The organism is Streptomyces sp. NPDC086989, from assembly GCF_044745505.1.
In the GTDB taxonomy this organism is placed as follows: Bacteria; Actinomycetota; Actinomycetes; order Streptomycetales; family Streptomycetaceae; genus Streptomyces.
On sequence record NZ_JBIVAL010000008.1, the window covers coordinates 362,806 to 381,495 of the forward strand.

Genomic DNA, 18,690 nt, shown 5'->3' on the forward strand with positions numbered 1-18,690 from the left:
GGAGCCGGGTAGTCGCGTGGTGTGATCACCGTAGGTGTAGAAGAAGAGTACTTGCTCGTGGATCCGGTTACGGGGGCGCCGATGCCCGTCGTGGAGGACGTCCGGCGCACGGCCGGCATCGGGCCCTTCGCAGAAGTCGACGAGGTCCAGGACGAGCTCCTGCAGGCCCAGATCGAGGTCGCCACCCCCGTGTGCTGGAACCTGGAGGAAGTGGGGGGCCACCTCCTGCGCCTGCGCCATGCCGTGGGCTCGGCGGCAGAGGCGAACGGTTGCCGGATCGCCGCCACGGGGGCGGCGCCGCTGCGTGGCGCCGTGCCTGTACCCGTCACCCGAACCCCGCGCTACTTGAAGATGGAGGGGGAGGCGCGGCAGCTCGTCGACGAACAGCTCATCTGCGGAATGCACGTCCACGCCGGAATCCCCGATCGGGAGACGGGTGTGGCGGTGCTGAACCGGATCCGCGGCTGGCTGCCGACCCTGCTGGCCATGTCCGCCAACTCGCCCTTCTGGGACGGCCGGGACACGGGCTTTGCGAGCTGGCGCACCCTCGTGTTCGGCCGGTGGCCCGTCAGCGGACCGCCGCCGCATTTCGAGGGGCTCGCCGACCACGAGCAGCGGGTGGAGGCGCTGGTGGCCTCGGGTGTCATCGCCGACCGCGGGCAGGTCTACTGGCAGGCCCGTCTGTCCGACCGCTACCCCACCGTCGAGGTGCGCTGCGCGGACGTCCAGATCCGGGCCGATGATGCCGTCATGTTCGCCGGTATCGTCCGCGCAATGGTCGCCACGGCGATCGCGGAGGAGAAGGCGGGCGCGCGGTTGTCCGTCACGCCACCGGAGTTGGTGCAGGTTGCCAACTGGCAGGCGGCCCGACACGGTTTGAACGGCACATTGCTGGATCCGCTCGGCCGCCCGCACAGCAGCGGCGACGTTCTCTACGCGCTGCTCGACCACATCGCGCCTGCGCTGGAGGAGGCCGGGGATCTCCGGGTGGTCAGTGCGCTCGTGCACCGGCTCCTGCGGGACGGCACCGCGGCCGACGGCCAGCGCCGGGCCCTGACCGAGGGCGGGCTGCCGGGGCTGCTCGATCTGCTGACGGGTGCCGCCGCGTCCGACTGAGTCGCTGGGTCAGGCGCCATGACCGAGCGGGCCGGTCGCGGCGGCGACAGTCCGGTGTCGCGTGCGACCTACAGGGCGCGGAGCAGTCAGGTGCGGAGGTGGCTGTTGGTGCCGTCGTGGTGGTCGGCGTCGGTGTCGTCGAACCAGTAGTCGCCGGCGGCGAGGTAGCGGAAGGCGTGGGTGCCGCCGGCGGGGAGAGCGACGCTGGCGGCTCGCATGCCGTCTCCGCGAGGCGCGAGGGGGTGGGCGGCGGGGTCCCAGTGGTTGAAGTCTCCGACGACACTGACAGGCCCGGGCGGGGTGCCCTCGGGGAGGACGAAGGTGACCTGGGTGTGGTTCTTGAGCCGCTTGCGTTCGAGCACGAAAAGACTCCGGTCATGTAGGAGATCGACGGCCCCACATCTTTCTCTCAGCGCCTGTGCCACGGGACCGGACGCGCCCACGAGGCCCGGGCTCTCACTCGGTCAGCTGTCGGGCATGTAGGCATGTACTGGCCTGTGTCGCACGGCTCAGAGCTGCCGCCGTGCCGTACGTCCGGTCGTCGGGACCAGCGGGAGGACTTCACGAAAAGACGCGCGGCGGGCCCGACGTCGGAACGGCGGCACGGTCGTCACCGAGGGCGAACAGAAGCCCGCCCCACCGATCGTTGCCGGGCCGGCCCTCACGCCGGACCGCGGCCAGGGCGGCAGTCAGTTGGCCGGGGCGACCGAGCGCCGGTGTTCCAGCCGGTCTGACCGCCTGGCCGAGAGGCGGCCCGGACTTCGGCGAGGGACTTTTCCAGGGCTTCCAGGGCTTCCAGGGCTTCCAGAGCGGTGCGGTCGGCCGTGTACGCCGCTTCCCGCCTGTCAGCGGCCGGTCGGTCCCCGTCCGCGGAAGTCGTCCGGGGCGCTCCGCTGCTCGCGGGTGTCCTGGCGGAGCTGTTCTGTGTGCCGGGTCAGGGCGTCGATGCGTTCGGCGAGGCCGGCGTCCTGGGGCCGTAGATGGGCGCGGGCCGCGGCCAGGGGTTGCACCAGGCGGGCCGGGTCGTTGTCGGCGAGGGCCCGGTTCAGCTCGCCGACCGCGTCTTGGGCGCTGGTGGGAAGGTCGGTGAGGGCGGTGACCTGTCCGGCGAGGCTGCGGAGGTCGGCGGCGTTGGTGCGGGCCCACATGGTCACACTGCGGTCGGCGGCGCGGGTGTCGCGGGTTGCCTGGACGCGTTCCTCGCCGGTGCTGCCGGCTGCGCCGGGGCGCAGCCGCAGGTAGCGGCGTTCGGCTGCTTGTCGGCTGGCGACGCCGAGGGGGCTTGCGAGGTCTGCCCAGCTCGCGCCTTGGCCCCGGGCAGTTTCGATGAGTCCGCTTTCCCAGCCGGCGAGCTGTTCCCGGACTTCGCGCAGCATCAGGAGTGCGGCCAGAGCGGGGTGCGGGCCGGCGTCGGCAGTGGGTGGCGCTGCGGCCGTCGGCGACTTTTCGGACTGCTGCTGGGCGCCCTTCACGGTCTGGCTGATGGCTTCCAGTGCCGCCGCGGCGGCGAGAAAGGGGACCGGCGCGGCCGGCTGTGGTTCTTCGCGCATGGGAGTTCTCCGTCTCAGTGTCATCCTCCAGACGACACCCTGCTTGTCATCGTTCGGATGACATGTTACAACGGAAGCACGTTGAAGCGCATTGGCAGTTTCTGCCTGAACCAATGGAGGTGTTTCGCGATGTTGATGCGCACCGACCCGTTCCGCGAGATGGACCGGATCGTCCAGCAGCTGTCGGGTACGTCGGGTACGTGGTCGAAGCCTTCGGTCATGCCGATGGACGCCTACCGCGAGGGCGACGAGTACGTGATCGCGTTCGACCTGCCCGGTGTGAGCACCGAGGCGATCGACATCGACGTCGAGCGGAACATGCTGACCGTGAAGGCGGAGCGCCGCCCGGTCGCGAAGGCCGACTCCGCGAAGATGGAACTCTCCGAGCGGCCGCTCGGTGTCTTCTCCCGCCAGATCATGCTGGCTGACACCCTCGACACCGAGCACATCGAGGCCGGCTACGAAGCGGGTGTGCTGACCCTGCGCATCCCGATCGCCGAGCCCGCCAGGCCCCGCAAGATCAGCATCGGCGGCGAGTCCGGCCGCAAGCAGATCTCCGGCTGAAGCCCCGGCACGAGTCGGCACGAGCCGGGACGAGCCGGCATGAGCCGGCACGAGCCCGCGGAGGGCGGGGGGATCCGATCTCCCTCCGGCACCCGCCCTCCGCGACCCTTCGCCCTCTTCACCCCTCATCGGAGGTGACGTGATGTCGATGCGCAGCGAGTCGTTCCTGGCCCACGTCCAGGAACGAGGCGAGTACGAGACCACGCAGGAAGCTGATCGTGCCGCGCGTGTGGTCCTGGCGCTGCTGGGCGCCCATCTGGTCGGCAGTGTCCGGGCCGAGCTCGCTGCCCGGCTCCCCGAAACCTACGCGCTGATCCTGCTGAACCCCTTGCAGGCCGCGGAGCCGCTGTCGCCGCAGCGCTTCGTCCGTGCGACCGCGGCCTGGATCGAGGGCGCCACCGAGGAGACGGCCCTGTGGGACATCGGGGCGGTCCTGTCCACCGCGGCCGCAGCCGCGGGGGACTCCCTCACCCGCGAGGTCCTCCTGCAGCTCCCGCCCGGCTACGACCTCCTCTTCGGCCAGCCCCAACCCACCTGACCACCACCGGCCGAGACCGGCCCCCCGCAGAGCTGACGGGACCGCCACACGCGGGCCGCGCAGCCGTCCGCCTGCCCCGCCCCCCCGCATCGGCTTTCTGCGCTGATCAAAACCCTGCGGAAGGACATGATGCGTGCACGATGAGCAGCCGGCCGGCAGCGAAGGCATCGCCGTCGAGGTCCATGGCACCACAACGGTTGTCCGCCCCCACGGAGAAATGGACCTCGCCCGGGCCGATGACCTCCGAAAGGTGCTGCTCGCGGCCCTCTCCGGCGATCAGCGTCCCCACGACCTCGTTGTCGATCTCCAGCACCTGTCCTTCTGCGACTCCTCGGGCCTCAACGTGTTCCTGCATGCACGAGCCGTCGCTGGCAACAGCGGCCAGCACCTCTACCTCGCCGCCCCCAGGGAGCAGTTCACGCGTCTGCTGAAGATCACTGGTGCCGCGGATCTGTTCGAAGTCGAGCCGGTGCCCCCGTTCTGACACGCCCCGGTTCTCGGCGGTGCCCCAGAGGCCCGGGCAGCGGCGGCGAGCAAGCGGCGTGTCAGCCGAGCAGGGCGGGCAGGACGTCCTGCCGGTAGGCGTCGAAGAAGGCTTCCTGGTCGGCGCCGATCTGACCGATGTAGACCTCGTCGAAGCCGGCCTCGGAGTAGGCACGGGCGGTCTGGATGTGCTGGTCGGGATCGTTGCCGCAGGTGACGGAGCCGGCGACCATCTCGCGGGTGACGAGCTCGCTGGCCTGTTCGAAGTGGGCGGGGGTGGGCAGGATCTGGGCGAGCTCGCCGGGCAGCAGCTCGGTCGGCCACAGCCGGTGCACGGTGTCGATCGCTTTCTCCCGGTCGGCGTTCCAACAGACCTTGAGCCCGCCGATGACCGGTTTGCCCTGGCCACCTGACCGGTGGAACGCCCGGACGAGATCGGTGTCGGGTGTCATGGTGACGAAACCGTCGCCGATCCGCCCGGCGAGCTCGGCCGCGTTCGGCCCGAACCCGGACACGTAAACGGGCAGAGGCCCTGCCGGCGGAGTGTAGAGGCGGGCGTTGTCGACGGTGTAGTGCCGGCCGTGGTGGTTCACGAGGCGTCCGGCGAACAGGTCGCGCATGACCGCGACGGCCTCTTCCAGCATGGCGGCACGTTCGTCGAAGGGAGGCCAGTGATCGCCGTGGATGTGCTCGTTCAGGGCCTCGCCGGTCCCCACTCCCAGGACGAAGCGTCCACCGAGCAGAACGGAGGAGGTGGCGGCTGCCTGCGCGGTGACCGCAGGGTGCAGGCGCACCGTCGGGCACGTGACCAAGGTCGTGACGGGCAGGGCGGTGGCCTGTGACAGCGCGCCGATCATCGACCAGACGAACGGGCTGCTGCCCTGGGCCTCGTTCCAGGGGTGGTAATGGTCGGAGATCGCCAGGCGCGTGAAGCCCGCCTCCTCGGCGCGTCGTGCCTGGTCCAACAGCTCACCGGGCGTGAACTCCTCGCAAGACAGGAAGTAGCCGTATTCGGTCATGGTCTCGTCCTCCCGATCAGTTGGTTCTCTGCGCGGGCCCCTCGTCAGCGGCTACCCCGCCGCCGCCCCAAGACACCGGTCCGCCCTAAGTCACAACGGCCGTCAGGGTGATGCCGAAGGCGGCAAGCGCGGCCAGTCCCCGCGGCCGGTGGGACCAGGCGCTGCGGCGGCTGACGCCGCCTCGTAGGCTGCGACCATGACCGAGATCAAGACTCCGACGCCCCGCGAAGCATTCGAACTGCTCATGGACGGCAACCAGCGCTTCGTCCGCGGAGCCACCGAGCATCCGAACCAGGACGCCGCCCGCCGTACCGAGATCGCACCGTCCCAGCAGCCGTTCGCCGTCCTGTTCGGGTGCTCCGACTCCCGACTGGCCGCTGAGATCATCTTCGACCGCGGCCTGGGTGACCTGTTCGTGGTGCGCACCGCCGGGCACGTCGCCGGCACAGAAGTACTGGGGTCCATCGAGTTCGGCGTGAGCGTCCTCGACGCGCCGCTGGTCGTCGTTCTCGGCCACGACTCCTGCGGTGCCGTTGCTGCGGCTTGCTCCGCCCTGGAGAACGGGCAGACGCCGGGCGGCTTCGTCCGTGACGTCGTCGAACGGGTGACGCCGAGCGTGCTGGCGGCCCGCGCCGCCGGGCGTGAGACGGCCGAGGAGATACTGGCCGAGCACATCGAGCACACCGTCGACCTGCTGCTCGAACGCTCCCGCGTCCTGGCCGAGCGGGTGGCCGCCGGCCGTCTGGGCGTAGTGGGGCTGTCCTACCGGCTGGTCGACGGCAGTGCACAGCTCGTCGCCTCCCGCGGCCTGGACGCGGCGGTTCCGACCGGCACCTGATGTACGGCTCGGCCGCCGAGGCAGAGGTCCGGGGACGCGCAGCGGAGCGGTTGACGGTGCCGAGCCCCGGGCCCACCTGTCCGGCAGGGTGCGAGGACGCAGCCCTGCCTGTCGGGGGAGCAGCAACCCGTACGACGCCGGCCCACAGGCGGCCGTCGAAACGGGACCGCTCGCCGCAGATGATCGGCGTCCGGCGGGCGGCTGTGACCCGCCAGCCCGCACAGCGCCCCCGGCTCCGGCGCTGGCACCCCGCCCCACCTGCGCATCGTGTCAGCGGCTCCCGTCTCTCGGAGCGAGGACGCGGAGGTACGGTCGCTCGCCCCTGCCGCCCCTCGTCAGGCCGAAAGGCGCCGTTGTCGATGCCTCGCGGCCCACTCGTCCGACGGTCCGCGGTCGCGGATGATGGACGGATGAGATGGGCGACCCAGGGCATATGAGACAGCGTGGGGCGGGGCCTGTGAAGGCATCGCGGCGGTGCGCGACGGTCGCAATGCACGGAGGCAGCCACCCGTCCCTTGGGATCACGATCCGGGCAGGAGGGCGAGTGAGCATGGGGCCGGCGCGGTTTCGCAGCAACAACTTGGCGGAGACGGAAGCGTTCCTGTCGTCCTCGTACACGCCCATGACGATCGGCGGCGTCCCCGAACGCACCGGAGCCCGCATCGAGCGGCGTACCGTCGGCGAACTCACGGTGGATCGTCTCGCCTTCGACTTCACGATGTCGTACGACGCGCAGCCACTGGAGAAGATCTGTCTGATCACGGTCGACCGCGGAGTGCTCACCAGCGGTGAGGAGACCTGCGGTCCCGGGGAGACCTTCCTCGTCGCCCTGCCGGACCGCCCCTACGCGGGGGAGGTCCGTGCCGCCCGCTACACGGTCACGATGTTCGACACCAGCCTGCTGGAGGAGGTCGGCCAGGGGCCGGAAGCCGTCCGGCTCACGGGACAGGTACCACTCGGCCCGGCCGCCAACAGGCTACTGGGCCGCACGGTCGCCCACATCCGCGCCACGCTGCGCGTGCCCGGTTTCGCCGATCAGCCCCTCCTGACGGGCGCCGCGGCCCGGCTCATGGCCGCCACCACCCTCAGCTGCCTGCCGCACACCGGCGGCGGTGCCGAGGCCGGCCGGGCCGATGAGCGCGACGGCACCAGCGACACGCTGCGTCGGGCCGTCTCGTTCATCGAGGACAATGCGCACCGCGACATCGGCCTCGCCGAGATCGCAGCCTCGGTCCCCGTCACGCCGCGCGCCGTCCAGTACGCGTTCTCCCGGCACGCGCAGACCACACCGCTGGGGTATCTGCGCCGGGTGCGCCTCGCCCGCGCCCATGAAGACCTGAAGGCCGCGTCGCCGTCGCACACGACCGTCACCGCCGTAGCCCTGCGATGGGGCTTCGCCCACCCGGGACGCTTCGCCGTGGCCTACCGGGAGGCATACGATCTCACCCCCGGCTCGACGCTGCGCGGCTGACCGCGGAGCGGCCGGAGAGCAGGTCACGGTCACGGGCCTTCGTCGGCGGTGACCGGCGGTGTCGGGCACCCCGACCGGTCCCACTCCCACACCACCGCGCGACCGGTCCCACTCCCACACCACCGCGGCCGGGTAACTCGACAGCTTGCCCGATCCGACGGCCTGGCCAACCTTGTCGGCGGCCACGCCGCCGCATTTGAGCGAGGGGCAGTCCGGCAAACGAAGCGCGGGCGCGTCGCACTGTCCGGTCCGAACCCGCCATTGCCGCCCCGCGCCCTTGGCGGGCACGGCGGCGCAGCCGTTTCGGCGCCTCCCGGAGTCGCTGCGGAGACTTCGCTGTGCAGGCTGACGGGCGACGTGTGAGACGCCAAGGTCGAAGGGGGGATCTCGGTCGCGCAGCATCGGTGTCAGGAGTCGGGCATGATCACGGGCTTGCACGTCAGCCACGCGAGGGCGCCCACGGGCACGCGCGTGCTGGCCTTGACGGGCGAAGCGGACCTCGACGGCGCGCCGCTGCTCGCCCGCGCTCTCAACGAGGCGCTGGACGGCGCCGAGGCGCCCATGACGCTGGTGGTCGACTGCTCGGGCCTCCGCTTCTGCGACTGCGCCGGACTCAACGAGTTCCTGCGGGCCCGTCGTGCCGCTGCCACAGCGGGCATCGCCGTCCGACTCGCGGGCCCCGGGCCCCAGTTCACCCGCCTGCTGGACCTCACCGGCACCTACGGCCTCTTCGACGTCCAGCCCGCCCTCGAGTTGACCCGAACAGGGATGTGCATCCAGGCATCGGCCCTGGCCGCGCAGGTCGAACTGCAGGCCGGCAGCGGGCAGTGGGAGCTCTCCCGCGATGAGATCGCCCTGGCGCACTCCACCTCCGCACACCTGGCCGAGGCCGTCGGCCCTGCCACCCTGCAGGAAGTACTCCCCGGCATCGAACGCCTGGAACGCCTGCGCGAAGCCCTCGCCGCCCTGGCCATCGGCATCGCCCACACCCACGGCCAGCTGGCCTGGTTCCTCGCCCGGACCGCCACGGTCCTGGCACCCGTCCTGCAGTGGCGGGCGTTGACCGCCGAGGGCGAAAAGGCCCTCGGTACCGTCGTCCCCTCCGCCGCTGAGTTCACCGACGCCGAGGACGCGGTCCGCCTCGTCCACACCCTCCTCGCCCGCACCACCTCACACGGGCCCGGCACGAAACCCGTCTCCGTCCAACCGGACACCGTCGGCTGAGGCCGATCCGGAAACGGGCAGCCGATGCTCTGGAGGATCCCAAGCGCTTTCCGGGTGCATGAAGCCGTGTTCCGGGGAAGGCGCTCTGGTGATTCGTACACCTGAGGAGGGACGGACACCATGGCGCGACCGAGGATCGTGGTGGTCGGCGCGGGCTTCGCCGGCGTCGCCTGTGTACGCCGCCTGGAGCGGACGCTGTCAGCCGGGGAGGCGGAGATCCTGCTGGTCACCCCGTTCTCGTACCAGCTCTACCTGCCCCTGCTGCCGCAGGTGGCCTCCGGGGTGCTCACCCCCCAGTCAGTGGCGGTGTCACTGCGCCGCAGCCGGCGCCACCGGACCAGGATCGTGCCCGGCGGGGCCGTGGGCGTGGACACCCGGGCCAAGGTGTGCGTCATTCGCAAGATCACCGGGGAGTTGGTGGACCAGCCGTACGACTACCTGGTGCTCGCACCGGGGAGCGTGACCCGCACGTTCGACATCCCCGGCCTGGCGGAGCACGGCCGCGGCATGAAGACGCTGGCGGAGGCGGCCTATCTGCGTGACCACGTGATCGCCCAGCTCGACCTGGCCGACGCCGCCGCACCGGGCTCGCCGGAGCGGGCCTCCCGGCTCGGCTTCGTGGTGGTGGGCGGCGGCTACGCGGGCACCGAGACGGCCGCCTCCCTGGAGCGGCTCACCGCGAATGCCGTCGGCCGCTACCCCCGGCTGGACCGGCGCGAGATCAGCTGGCACCTCGTGGACGTGGCTCCGAAACTGATGCCCGAGCTCGGCGACCGCCTCGGCCGAGCCGCACTCGAGGTGCTGCGCCGCCGCGGCATCGAGGTCTCGCTCGGTGTCTCGGTCGCCAAGGCCGGTCCCGAGGAAGTCACCCTCACCGACGGGCGCGTGCTGCCCTGCCGCACCCTCGTCTGGACGGCCGGCGTCGCAGCGAGCCCGCTCATCGCCACGCTGGGCGCCGAGACAGCGAAGAGCGGCCGGCTCGTCGTCGCCCCTGATCTCCGCATACCGGGGGCAGTCGGCGCGTTCGCCCTCGGTGACGCAGCCGCCGTGCCCGACCTCGCCGCCGACGGGGACGGTGCGGTGTGTCCCCCCACGGCTCAGCACGCCGCGCGCCAGGGCCGGGTCGCCGCCGACAACGTCGTCGCCACGCTGCGGGGCACACCGCTGCGTCCGTACGTCCACAAGGACCTCGGGCTGGTCGTCGACCTCGGCGGCCGCGACGGCGTCTCCCGACCGCTCGGCATCGACCTGCGTGGGACACCCGCCCAAGCTGTGGCCCGCGGCTATCACTGGGCGGCGCTGCGCACCGGCGCCGCGAAGACCCGGGTGATGACGAACTGGCTCCTGAACGCCGTGGCCGGAGACGACTTCGTCCGGACCGGCTTCCAGACGTTCAAGCCGGGGACGCTGCGCGACTTCGAGTACACCGACCAGTACCTCACCCCGGAGGAGGTACGGGCCCGCACCGCGACCGACGGACGCTGACAGCTCCGCTCAGACGCCTGCGTGACATCCTGGAGCGGTGTCCACGCGTCCACGCGTCCACGCATCAGCGCGGGATGCCGTCAGTGGTTTCTCTGCAACTCACCCCCACCGCTGTTGTCACCCTTTCTCTCACGCGGTGCCGGTATCACGGTGCCGCTATCACGGTGCCGGTATCCGCGCTCAAGAGGGGCAGCTCGCAGGGCGGCCGCCTCCGCACCGCGCCCACTCGATCAGCCGGCTTCGACGTAGGGGCCGGGGGGTGGGGTAGGCGCTGGAAGCCCAGCGAGAAAGGGGCGAGGAGGTGAGCCGCGTGGCCCGTCCTGCGGGGGCCGGCAATATGCCGTTCGGGCTGGTCAGCCTGCCCGTGCGCCTCTACGCGGCCACCCGCAGCCACACGATCCGCTTCCATCAGCTGCGGCGCGGAGAGGGCGCCGCGACGTTCGCGATGCGCCGGCACGGGTACCTGGTCGACCGCGCCCCCGCGGCTGAAATCGCGGGCCGCTCCCCGATGACCCGGGCCGGCCTGCTCAAGCCCCTGGCCTCCATAGGACCCGAAAGAGGGGGGAGGAACAGGTGACGTTGCAGCCACCGGTCGAGCCGATGCTCGCGCAGGCCGTGGAGTCGGTCCCGGGCACCGCATCGATCGGCGAACTCGCCTACGAGCAGAAATTCGACGGCTACCGCGCCCTGCTCTTCAATTCCACCCGGGCGGGACGCGGGCCGGTGGTGCAGACCCGGCGGGGCCTACAGATTCAGGACCGGTTTCCCGACCTCGTCTCCGCCGCCGCGCAGCTCCCGGACGGCCTGGTCCTCGACGGGGAGCTCGTCGTCTGGGACACCAAGACCCGGCGGCTCTCCTTCGAGGGGCTCCAACGGCGCACGGCCGCCCGCGGCCGCACCACGCGGCAGGGCCTCACCCAGTCCCTGCCGGCATTCTTCGTCGCCTTCGACATCCTGCAGCAGGACGGGATCGAGCTACTGCGTCACCCCTACCGGCAGCGCCGCCTGCGGCTCGAAGCCCTCTTCACCGACCACGAGCTGTCCAGCCCATGGACGCTCTGCCCCATGACCACCGACCTGATCAAGGCCGAGCAGTGGCTGGAGACCTGGACCGAGCTCTCAGGCATCGAAGGCATCGTGGTCAAAGCCCTGAACCAGCCCTATCACCCAGGGCACAGAGGCTGGTACAAACTCCGCCGCCGCGACACCACCGAAGCGATCATCGGCGCGATCACGGGCACACCCATCCGCCCCCAGCTCCTCCTCCTCGGCCGCCGAGACCCGCAGGGCCACCTCCGGCCCATCGGCCGCACCGGCCCCCTGCGCGCCGAGGCCAGCCGCCTGGTCGGCGGCAACCTCACCGAAGCCACTCCGGAACACCCCTGGACGGGCATGCGATTCGTCTCGGCCTGGGGAAGCCGGGACGCCTTGAAGGTGACCCTGGTCGCCCCGGAACTGGTCGCCGAGATCAGCGCCGACACCGCCGTCAACCGAGGAGGCGTCTACCGCCATCCGGTCCGCTTCAAGCGACTGCGCCTGGACGTGACGGCCGCCGAGGTTCCCTTGTACGCGGACGCGTAATACCGTCCGAGCCGCTCACCGACGGTCTCGGCCGCTTGACCGGTACCTGATGTGCGAATTCGCGCATTCCTGCCGCGGCCGAGGAAGCGGCCACATGCCAGGTGCATGCGCAGCTGCCGGAGGGGTAGCCGGTCTCTCGGAGGTCGATGACCATGGTTGCCCCTGCTTGCTTTCCCGCGGGCGCCCGGTGAAATCCGGCCTATTCCACGCCGGGCGCCCCCGGCGTGGAACAGAAGCTGAACAGCAAGGACGGAAAGACTGGCCGGCCGGCGCCGACCCGCAACGCCCGGACGGCATGCATTATCAGGCGCTGGCGAGGCACAAGAGAGGCGGACCCCGTGTTCTCATTCCCATTCCTGGCCGCCGGCACCGCGGGTGCCGGCCTCCTGGCCGTCGGCGTCGTGGTGGCCGTGGTCCTGATCGCGGCAGTCTGGTGGGGCATCAGGCGCCGCGCGGATCGAACCGGCCCCACGGCCGCGTCCCGCACCGTCGCCCGCCCCCACCACGTCGATGAGCACCGCGAGCCGGAGCCGGACGCCTTCCCGGATGGCGCTGGAAGGCTGTCCCCGCATGAGATGAAGGGCTACGGCAACCTCGGTTCCCGGCCCGCCGCGCCCCCTCGCGACGAGACGCAGGATTGAGCAGGCACGTAGGTCTCTCCGCCATCGCCGCGCACTCAACGCATGGGGCGGGGTTTGACGCCACTTCCAGCCCCCGGGGAGGTCTCGGCCCCGCTGACCTATTGCGAGCCAGCGGCAGCGATCAAAGGGGGAACCCACCCGCCTCAGCGATCGCATCGACCTCGACGCCCGGCTCCACCGAGCCAGAGCAGAGGTCGAGTAGCAGTTACGGGCCCGGGAGAAGACGAAGCCCGCCTCCGCCAGGCCTGCTCGCCGGAGAATTCGGCACACCCTCGACCGGCGTCCCGCCGCGCGAGAGGCTTATGAAGCCGCAGGCCAGACGCCTGTTGCCGGCTCGGCACGGCAAGCCACCGCTGATGCTGGGAGCCCGGTGCCGACGTCGGCAGCCGTCCGGCGATGAAACCGAAGTCCGAAGCCCGTGAAAGAAAGCTTCGAGGAGCCCCAGCAGGCACTCTCGGATACCGCGATGGTCGGCCTGGGATCAGCGTCATGGGGCAGTACCCATACAACGCTCGCCGCCCCGGGCGAGTGCGACCGGGGGTACGGCCCCTTCCCCCTGCCATGAGCGCCCGCACGCCCGGCGGATCGCCGGCCCGGGCTCAGCAGGGGGATGGAGCGGGGCACAGCGATCCTTTCAGGGCGCGGCGTGCGCTCCGACGGCCTGTCGGTAAGCCACGTGCCCGCCCAGCGCACCGCTGACGGCTACGGCAGCCATCCCACCCAGGGCCCACACGCGGCCCCTCGCCGAGCGGCCGCGGAGCCGCGCAGCCAGTGAGGCGGTGTAGCAGGCCACCGCGGCCACGTTGGAGGCCGCGTGGACCAGGCCGACCCGGGCCTGCTCGGGCGGCAGGTCCGCCCAGTCCGCCCAGCCTGCGACCGCGGCCGGGGCGACGCCCGCCAGTCCGACGGCGGTCAGGACGCTCGTCGCGTGGTGGGCCCCCGGCACGAAGTCGAGCACGGAGGCCGACAGCCAGCAGCCGATGGGTACCTGCACGAGCACAGGGTGCACGGGGTGCCCCAGCGGCCTGCCGCGCAGCAGATCGCGCGCAGCGCCCAGGGGGAGTGAGCGGATTCCCCGCTGGAGCACCCGGATGACCGGATCGGCGACCGTTGTCCGTTCGAGCTGGTCCAGAGTCTTCAGCCAGCATGCGGAGGCAGTGTCGAGGGCTGCGATCGGCCTGGCCGTGGGCGAGGTGTTATGGATCGGTGAGTTCATATACGACGCCTACCCGCTCCCTCGACGCCATCCCACCCTGGCCATGACTGCACCCGAACGACAGGTCCGCCGAATGGGGGAGTCACGGTCTCAGCCCGCCGCCGACGCGGGGGTCGGCGCGACCGCCCGCCTTCTCAGTTCTGAACGCGTCGGTCGTAGTCCGTTTGGTGTGCTCGGATTTCGTCCGTGTGCTCGACCGTCCATGCGTGCAACCGGCCGAACGGCTCCCGCAGGGATTCGCCGAGTGGCGTGAGGGAGTACTCGACCCCGACCGGCGAGGTGGGCAGGACGCGGCGGACGACCATCCCGTTGCGTTCCAGGCGGCGCAGGGTCTGGGTCAGGACCCGCTGGGTCACGCCTTCGAGGCGTCGCTTGATCTCGTTGAACCGGCGGGGCTCGTCAAGGACTGCCATCACCATCATCGACCACTTGCCAGCGATCTGGTCGAGGATCGGGCGGCTGGGGCAATCGGACCGGTAGACGATGCCGCTGCCGGCGTAGGCGTCGGTTGGGGAAGTGGCCAGGTAGGTATCCTTCGCGACCTTGAGATGCCGAAAGTGCGTTATTGACGCCGGTCGCCCGCCACCACACTGTGAGCTGTGAGTAGGCATCAGGAACCTAGGTGCATACCGGGTACCGCTCGGAGATCTTCATTAACCACGACGCCTACGCGACCTGGGTGATCGTGTTCGACAGCGCCGACCCGGAGTTCTTCATAGCCCACGTCGACATGTCGCTCGTGGACACGCCAGACGCCTTCGACGAACTCGCGGCCGATCTTCCCGACGGCGTCAACGTCTTCCAGGCTCTGGGAGAGCTGCTGCGACACCAGCCCCAGGTGACGATCGTCAAGCTGGCCGGGATGGCGCGCGGCGGAGGGGCGGAGTTCGTCACGGCCGCGGACATGGCGTTCGCGGCCATCGGCTCGCCCGCAACATCGGCGCTTTGCCCGCAGGCGTGATCGCGGCGGCCAAACGCGCCATTGCCCCGGATGACCTGACGGAGGGTCTGCTACGGGAGCACGACGCCTGGTCGGGCCAGATCGTTCGGCCCGCGGCCGAGCAGTTGATCCGCGGTGGACTGGCCCACGGTGCCCAGACCCGCGACGGCGAGCGCGATCTGGAGGGACTGCTCCGAAGGTTGGCGGGATGGCAGGTGGTGCCCCTGGAGCCGTCACCGCGACGCTGCCTCAAATCCGGGCTCCCGGGGAGCAGTTCGTGCAGCTGCCGGAGGCCGCCGGGGTGGACGGGCGCAGCCGGCCGGCCGGATCGCTTCGTCTGCCCGTACGGGGGGTCCGCGCCGTACCAGTGCTGCCGGCCTCGGGTCCGTACCAGTGCTGCCGGCCTCGGGACAGGTGACCGCCTTTGCCCCCGATCCCGTCAAAGCCCGGCGGCGGCCAGCCCGCGGTCGGTAGTTTCGCCGCCGTGACCATTCCTCTTCTCGACCGGCGCCCGTCGTCTCCCGGGCCCTCGTCCAAGCCGCCGCCGGGGCGTCCGTCCACCGGCCCTCCCACGCGGCCGGACAAGAACCCGCCGTTCCCGCCGAACCACCCACAGCAGCCCCAGCCGGGGAACTGACCGGGCATGCGCGTTGATCGGCTCCCGTTCGAGGAGCTTCCCGAGGCAACCCGGCAGGCCATCGCCGCCCGCGTAGGGGAGGACTGCCCGAGAGCCGAGGTGGAGTCCGGAACCAGCTCCGCGCTGGCGTCGCTTTTCTGGCCGCCGTCCGGCCCGGAGATGGTGTTCGTCAAGGGGCTGCCGCTGGACCACGAGCGGATCGGCGAGCTGCAGGCCGAGGCGGCTGTCGCCCCGTTCGTTCCCGGCATCGCCCCGAGGCTGTTGTGGCAGGAGGAGGCAGGTGGGTGGCTGCTGCTCTGCTTCGAGGGCGCCCACGCGTCCGCATGGGCGCATTTCGGCGATGACGGTGACCACCTGGAGCCGGTTGCCGCGGTCCTGCGCCAGCTGAGCTTGCTCCCGGCACCCGACGAGGTTCGGCTGACGCCGTGGGACCGGTGGGGCGAGTACTGCGACCCGGCCGACGAACCGCTCCTGAGAGGTGACCGGCTGGTGCACTCCGACCCGGCCGCCACCAACTTCATGGTCGAGCGAAGCGGTCGGGTGTGGATGATCGACTGGGCGTGGGCGATGCGCGGCCCCGCCTGGATCGACGCGGCGCTGTGGGGATTCCGGTTGGTGCTGGACGGCAAGCAGACCGTTGAGGAGGCGGCGCGCTGGGCGCGGACCGTCCCCGCGTTCGCGAGGGCTCCGCGCGAGGGGGTGCGGGTCCTCACGGAGGCGGAGGCGGGTTCCTGGGAAGACTGGCGGGAGCACGGCATGACGGAAGTGGACGAAACGATTACCGCTGCCCGTGCGTGGGCCGAGTACTGGAGCTGACAGTGCGCAGCGGCGCGGCACCCGGCGCGGCCACCCGGTGCCGCACCGGGCACCGTACCTGGCGATGCTTCGTCCGTGAGACGGGCAGGGCGGGCCGCGGTGGGGCCCCTCGGGGTCGTCACGTCACCGTGCAGCGCCTGGTCCCACAGCGCAGCTTGACCACCGCAGGAATTGCGGAGAGTGACCGGATGTGGCGTACGTGTAGTCGGCGCTGAGGCCGTGGCGGTCGAGCGACGGCCGTACGCAACGGGCCGGTCTATCCCAGGGGGACGTTCTGGTTCTCCAGCAGTTCCAGCAGGTCTTCCCGGTGGAGGGCGGCGACCGGCTCCAGGAGGTCGGGGTGGCGCAGCAGGGGAGCGGCGTCGTACTCGTGGCTGCCCGGCTGTGTGAGGCGACCCAGCTCGCCGGGCAGGCTGCTGTCGGCGAGCGCGTGGGCCTTGTCGGCGAGGACGGGATCGGCGAGGAAGCAGGCGGCCCAGCTGACGATCGTTTCGTCCACCCACGTGCGCCAGGCGGTGTCGGCGGTGTCACTGTCGTGCTCGGCGCCGGTCAGCCAGTCCAGTCGGTCGCTTCCGCCCGGTCCCAGAAGTTCCAGCAGCTCGGCGTCGAGAGCGCTGGGATAGCGCAGGGCGGCGGCAAGGGTGGTGGCCTGCCTGCCCTGAGCCTCGGCCAAGGCCAGGCTGAAGCCCCCGGGGGAGGGCGGGAAAGCGGTCAGCAGCCACCGCGTGGCAGCGGCTATGACGGGGGTGAGATCGGCGGACACGGCGGATTCCTCTGAGGGGGGCTCGCACTGCCCTGCGACGGAACCAGCGAGCTGCGGCGCGAAGCCGCGCTGCTCCGCCTGTGACCGACCAGCGTAGACCGGAGCGGTGGGCGCGCGACATGACGCCAGTCACCTTCCGACCGAACGATGGCGGTTCCGCACGAGGGCGTGCGGAACCGCCATCGCATGGTTGTCAGGACTTGCCGCGGCCCGTCACGAAGTCGCGCGCCCGGTCGACCAGGCCGGCCCCTGGCGCGAGGAGCTTGCTGGCCATGGGGGTGCTGGGCGCTGCGGGGTGTGGCCGGGTGGGTGCCATTGCCTTGGCGCGACGGATCTTGTCACCGAGATCGTCCAGCTGCTCCGGGCTGCAGGCCCTTCTCAGCATCGGGAAGAGGTTGTTCTCCTCGTCCTGGACGTGCGAAGCCACTTCCTGCATGAGCTGGTGGAGGACAGTGCTCATCCGGGTGTCGTCGGTGTCCATCTTCTCCAGTTGTTTGAGGATCTTCTCTACGCGCCCGTGATCCTCGAGCTCCTTGTCCGCCATCAGGCCGCCGCCTTCGACATGCTCGCGTACTGCCGGGTAGAGGTACTGCTCCTCGGCGACCGAGTGTCGTACCAGCTCGATGGTGATCTCGTCGATGAGGTCACGAAGCTGCTGCCCGGAGCCGGTCATGGCCTGGATGCGGGCGAACATCTCCTCCACCTCTCGGTGATCGGCCATCAGCTCCTCGATCACGTTTCCGCCGTGCCCCATATCGTCTCCCTTGTCGTCCGGGACGGGCTCACCCCGCCTGACCTCGATGGGTTCCCCGCTGGGTCCGGCCGTGCAACGCGACTCACCCGCTTGGATCAGCAGCAACCGCGCGGCCCGAGGTGGGGTGCTCACTCCGCCGGCGTAGGACCGGTTGCTACGGGCAGGCGCCCCAGTGAGTGGGTGGTCAGGCCCGCCGGAGGTGCCCTTCCGGCCCCGGGCACTCCCGGACGGGCAGGCCTGGTGGCTCGGCCCCCGTGCTCGTGTGGAGGTGCACGACCGATGACGTACGGCATCGTCTGGGACGAGGCCGCCCTCTGCGGGGCGGCCCGGCACCTCGCCGATGATCCGGACGGCCTGCGGCTGCTGCTGTACGCGGTTGACTGCCTTTCCGTGCAGCCCCGCCCACAGGGCGCAGCCCTCCACGGCCGAGGGCTGTGCCGCATCCACATCGGCCGCTACCGCGTCCTGTACGCGATCACCACGGCTCCGGCAGCGGTCATCATCAAGCACGTCGGCCGCCTCGGATGACCTCGGGGTGCTGCATGCGACGCATCGCGACGATCGGCGTCTACGGCTTCACGAGCAAGGACTTCCTGGAGCATCTCTTCGGAGAGGGCGTGGGGCTGCTGCTCGACCTTCGCCAGCGGCGCGCCGTGCGAGGTCCGGAATACTCGTGGGCGAACTCGGGCCGACTCCAGCGCGCGCTCGCCGCGGCGAACGTGGGCTACCGGCACGTGAAAGCGCTGGCGCCGACGACGGAACTGCGCCAGCTCCAGTATCGCGAGGACGACCGCCAAGGCGTGGGCAAACGCAACCGCATCGCGCTGGCACCCGAATACACCGAGCGCTACACCCGTGAGATCCTCGACCCCTTCGACCTGGACGCACTTGTGGCCGAGCTTCCCAGCGGCTCGGTGACCGCCCTGTTCTGCGTCGAACGCGATCCGGAGGCATGCCACCGCTCGATCGTGGCCGCACGCTTGTACGCCGAGCACGCCCTGCCGGTCACGCACATCCTCCCGAGCTGAACCGTTGCCCTCCTCGGCGCCCGCCG

Annotated in this window: 22 protein-coding genes; 15 read left to right on the forward strand and 7 right to left on the reverse strand. The window is 70.9% G+C overall.

The annotated features are described in order from the left end of the window. Nucleotides 1-21: 21 nt before the first annotated feature. Entirely contained in the window at nucleotides 22-1,116 is a 1,095-nt protein-coding gene (locus ACIPK4_RS21930) for a glutamate--cysteine ligase (protein WP_402315037.1), read from the forward strand. A gap of 86 nt (nucleotides 1,117-1,202) precedes the next feature. On the opposite strand, the gene ACIPK4_RS21935 is transcribed toward ACIPK4_RS21930, so the two are convergent. Beyond that, a complete protein-coding gene (locus ACIPK4_RS21935; protein WP_402315039.1) occupies nucleotides 1,203-1,478 on the reverse strand; it encodes an isoamylase early set domain-containing protein in 276 nt (91 codons plus the stop codon). 483 nt (nucleotides 1,479-1,961) lie between these two features. Further along, nucleotides 1,962-2,666 carry an HSP18 transcriptional regulator gene (locus ACIPK4_RS21940; protein ID WP_402315041.1) on the reverse strand — a complete coding sequence of 235 codons (705 nt, stop codon included), beginning with the start codon at nucleotides 2,664-2,666 and terminating at the stop codon, nucleotides 1,962-1,964. 129 nt (nucleotides 2,667-2,795) lie between these two features. Between ACIPK4_RS21940 and ACIPK4_RS21945 the strand changes: the two genes are divergently transcribed. The 3 genes from ACIPK4_RS21945 (at nucleotide 2,796) to ACIPK4_RS21955 (ending at nucleotide 4,252) form a co-directional block, all read left to right on the forward strand. Continuing rightward, nucleotides 2,796-3,230, forward strand: coding sequence for an Hsp20/alpha crystallin family protein (locus ACIPK4_RS21945; RefSeq protein ID WP_054222965.1), 435 nt, complete (start codon nucleotides 2,796-2,798; stop codon nucleotides 3,228-3,230). Between the two features lie 142 nt (nucleotides 3,231-3,372). Then, nucleotides 3,373-3,768, forward strand: a complete 396-nt coding sequence (locus ACIPK4_RS21950; protein ID WP_054222966.1) for a DUF2267 domain-containing protein — start codon at nucleotides 3,373-3,375, stop codon at nucleotides 3,766-3,768. 133 nt (nucleotides 3,769-3,901) lie between these two features. After that, nucleotides 3,902-4,252, forward strand: a complete 351-nt coding sequence (locus ACIPK4_RS21955; protein ID WP_402315043.1) for an STAS domain-containing protein — start codon at nucleotides 3,902-3,904, stop codon at nucleotides 4,250-4,252. A 61-nt stretch (nucleotides 4,253-4,313) separates the two neighbouring features. Here the strand turns inward: ACIPK4_RS21955 and ACIPK4_RS21960 are convergent, their stop codons facing one another. After that, on the reverse strand, nucleotides 4,314-5,270 hold the full coding sequence (locus tag ACIPK4_RS21960) for a TIGR03557 family F420-dependent LLM class oxidoreductase (RefSeq protein WP_402315044.1): 957 nt from the start codon (nucleotides 5,268-5,270) through the stop codon (nucleotides 4,314-4,316). A gap of 196 nt (nucleotides 5,271-5,466) precedes the next feature. Between ACIPK4_RS21960 and ACIPK4_RS21965 the strand changes: the two genes are divergently transcribed. From ACIPK4_RS21965 to ACIPK4_RS21995, 7 genes are all read left to right on the forward strand, one after another. Continuing rightward, nucleotides 5,467-6,108 carry a carbonic anhydrase gene (locus tag ACIPK4_RS21965; RefSeq protein WP_402315046.1) on the forward strand — a complete coding sequence of 214 codons (642 nt, stop codon included), beginning with the start codon at nucleotides 5,467-5,469 and terminating at the stop codon, nucleotides 6,106-6,108. Nucleotides 6,109-6,658: 550 nt separating this feature from the next. After that, nucleotides 6,659-7,579: a helix-turn-helix transcriptional regulator gene (locus tag ACIPK4_RS21970; RefSeq protein WP_402315209.1), complete on the forward strand. Its 921-nt coding sequence runs from the start codon at nucleotides 6,659-6,661 to the stop codon at nucleotides 7,577-7,579. A 420-nt stretch (nucleotides 7,580-7,999) separates the two neighbouring features. Continuing rightward, nucleotides 8,000-8,803, forward strand: coding sequence for an STAS domain-containing protein (locus tag ACIPK4_RS21975; protein WP_402315048.1), 804 nt, complete (start codon nucleotides 8,000-8,002; stop codon nucleotides 8,801-8,803). 120 nt (nucleotides 8,804-8,923) lie between these two features. Beyond that, complete coding sequence (locus ACIPK4_RS21980; RefSeq protein WP_402315050.1) at nucleotides 8,924-10,288, forward strand: NAD(P)/FAD-dependent oxidoreductase; 1,365 nt, start codon at nucleotides 8,924-8,926, stop codon at nucleotides 10,286-10,288. A gap of 310 nt (nucleotides 10,289-10,598) precedes the next feature. Further along, nucleotides 10,599-10,865 carry a hypothetical protein gene (locus ACIPK4_RS21985; protein WP_402315052.1) on the forward strand — a complete coding sequence of 89 codons (267 nt, stop codon included), beginning with the start codon at nucleotides 10,599-10,601 and terminating at the stop codon, nucleotides 10,863-10,865. Then, complete coding sequence (locus ACIPK4_RS21990) at nucleotides 10,862-11,869, forward strand: ATP-dependent DNA ligase (protein ID WP_402315054.1); 1,008 nt, start codon at nucleotides 10,862-10,864, stop codon at nucleotides 11,867-11,869. The genes ACIPK4_RS21985 and ACIPK4_RS21990 overlap by 4 nt, the downstream gene beginning before the upstream one ends. A gap of 338 nt (nucleotides 11,870-12,207) precedes the next feature. Further along, entirely contained in the window at nucleotides 12,208-12,510 is a 303-nt protein-coding gene (locus ACIPK4_RS21995; protein WP_402315056.1) for a DUF6479 family protein, read from the forward strand. Nucleotides 12,511-13,144: 634 nt separating this feature from the next. On the opposite strand, the gene ACIPK4_RS22000 is transcribed toward ACIPK4_RS21995, so the two are convergent. Together ACIPK4_RS22000 and ACIPK4_RS22005 are read right to left on the reverse strand one after the other, a co-directional pair. After that, nucleotides 13,145-13,726, reverse strand: coding sequence for a DUF2231 domain-containing protein (locus ACIPK4_RS22000; RefSeq protein ID WP_402315058.1), 582 nt, complete (start codon nucleotides 13,724-13,726; stop codon nucleotides 13,145-13,147). A 134-nt stretch (nucleotides 13,727-13,860) separates the two neighbouring features. Next, nucleotides 13,861-14,337, reverse strand: a complete 477-nt coding sequence (locus ACIPK4_RS22005) for a winged helix-turn-helix transcriptional regulator (RefSeq protein ID WP_402315060.1) — start codon at nucleotides 14,335-14,337, stop codon at nucleotides 13,861-13,863. A gap of 11 nt (nucleotides 14,338-14,348) precedes the next feature. On the opposite strand from ACIPK4_RS22005, the gene ACIPK4_RS22010 reads away from it, so the two are divergent. Both ACIPK4_RS22010 and ACIPK4_RS22015 read left to right on the forward strand, forming a co-directional pair. Then, nucleotides 14,349-14,687: a hypothetical protein gene (locus tag ACIPK4_RS22010; RefSeq protein WP_402315062.1), complete on the forward strand. Its 339-nt coding sequence runs from the start codon at nucleotides 14,349-14,351 to the stop codon at nucleotides 14,685-14,687. Between the two features lie 622 nt (nucleotides 14,688-15,309). Further along, nucleotides 15,310-16,119, forward strand: a complete 810-nt coding sequence (locus ACIPK4_RS22015; protein WP_376191408.1) for an aminoglycoside phosphotransferase — start codon at nucleotides 15,310-15,312, stop codon at nucleotides 16,117-16,119. Nucleotides 16,120-16,375: 256 nt separating this feature from the next. Here ACIPK4_RS22015 and ACIPK4_RS22020 read toward each other — a convergent pair whose 3' ends face one another. Then, entirely contained in the window at nucleotides 16,376-16,882 is a 507-nt protein-coding gene (locus ACIPK4_RS22020; protein ID WP_402315064.1) for a hypothetical protein, read from the reverse strand. A gap of 193 nt (nucleotides 16,883-17,075) precedes the next feature. After that, on the reverse strand, nucleotides 17,076-17,636 hold the full coding sequence (locus ACIPK4_RS22025; protein ID WP_402315066.1) for a hemerythrin domain-containing protein: 561 nt from the start codon (nucleotides 17,634-17,636) through the stop codon (nucleotides 17,076-17,078). A gap of 279 nt (nucleotides 17,637-17,915) precedes the next feature. Here ACIPK4_RS22025 and ACIPK4_RS22030 point away from each other — a divergent pair, with 279 nt between their 5' ends. Then, a complete protein-coding gene (locus tag ACIPK4_RS22030) occupies nucleotides 17,916-18,164 on the forward strand; it encodes a type II toxin-antitoxin system RelE/ParE family toxin (RefSeq protein WP_402315067.1) in 249 nt (82 codons plus the stop codon). 14 nt (nucleotides 18,165-18,178) lie between these two features. Beyond that, the gene (locus tag ACIPK4_RS22035) at nucleotides 18,179-18,664 is read left to right on the forward strand and encodes a DUF488 domain-containing protein (RefSeq protein WP_402315068.1); all 486 of its coding nucleotides are present in this window, start codon (nucleotides 18,179-18,181) and stop codon (nucleotides 18,662-18,664) included. The last annotated feature ends 26 nt before the right edge of the window (nucleotides 18,665-18,690 follow it).

Coding starts and splice junctions, on each gene's coding strand:
- ACIPK4_RS21945 (WP_054222965.1), top strand. CDS start 2,796: ATGTTGATGCGCACCGACCCGTTCCGCGAGATGGACCGGATCGTCCAG.
- ACIPK4_RS21975 (WP_402315048.1), top strand. CDS start 8,000: ATGATCACGGGCTTGCACGTCAGCCACGCGAGGGCGCCCACGGGCACG.
- ACIPK4_RS22000 (WP_402315058.1), bottom strand. CDS start 13,726: ATGAACTCACCGATCCATAACACCTCGCCCACGGCCAGGCCGATCGCA.
- ACIPK4_RS21940 (WP_402315041.1), bottom strand. CDS start 2,666: ATGCGCGAAGAACCACAGCCGGCCGCGCCGGTCCCCTTTCTCGCCGCC.
- ACIPK4_RS22035 (WP_402315068.1), top strand. CDS start 18,179: ATGCGACGCATCGCGACGATCGGCGTCTACGGCTTCACGAGCAAGGAC.
- ACIPK4_RS22015 (WP_376191408.1), top strand. CDS start 15,310: ATGCGCGTTGATCGGCTCCCGTTCGAGGAGCTTCCCGAGGCAACCCGG.
- ACIPK4_RS21960 (WP_402315044.1), bottom strand. CDS start 5,270: ATGACCGAATACGGCTACTTCCTGTCTTGCGAGGAGTTCACGCCCGGT.
- ACIPK4_RS22030 (WP_402315067.1), top strand. CDS start 17,916: ATGACGTACGGCATCGTCTGGGACGAGGCCGCCCTCTGCGGGGCGGCC.
- ACIPK4_RS21965 (WP_402315046.1), top strand. CDS start 5,467: ATGACCGAGATCAAGACTCCGACGCCCCGCGAAGCATTCGAACTGCTC.
- ACIPK4_RS21970 (WP_402315209.1), top strand. CDS start 6,659: ATGGGGCCGGCGCGGTTTCGCAGCAACAACTTGGCGGAGACGGAAGCG.
- ACIPK4_RS22005 (WP_402315060.1), bottom strand. CDS start 14,337: ATGCCTACTCACAGCTCACAGTGTGGTGGCGGGCGACCGGCGTCAATA.
- ACIPK4_RS21950 (WP_054222966.1), top strand. CDS start 3,373: ATGTCGATGCGCAGCGAGTCGTTCCTGGCCCACGTCCAGGAACGAGGC.
- ACIPK4_RS22025 (WP_402315066.1), bottom strand. CDS start 17,636: ATGGGGCACGGCGGAAACGTGATCGAGGAGCTGATGGCCGATCACCGA.
- ACIPK4_RS21980 (WP_402315050.1), top strand. CDS start 8,924: ATGGCGCGACCGAGGATCGTGGTGGTCGGCGCGGGCTTCGCCGGCGTC.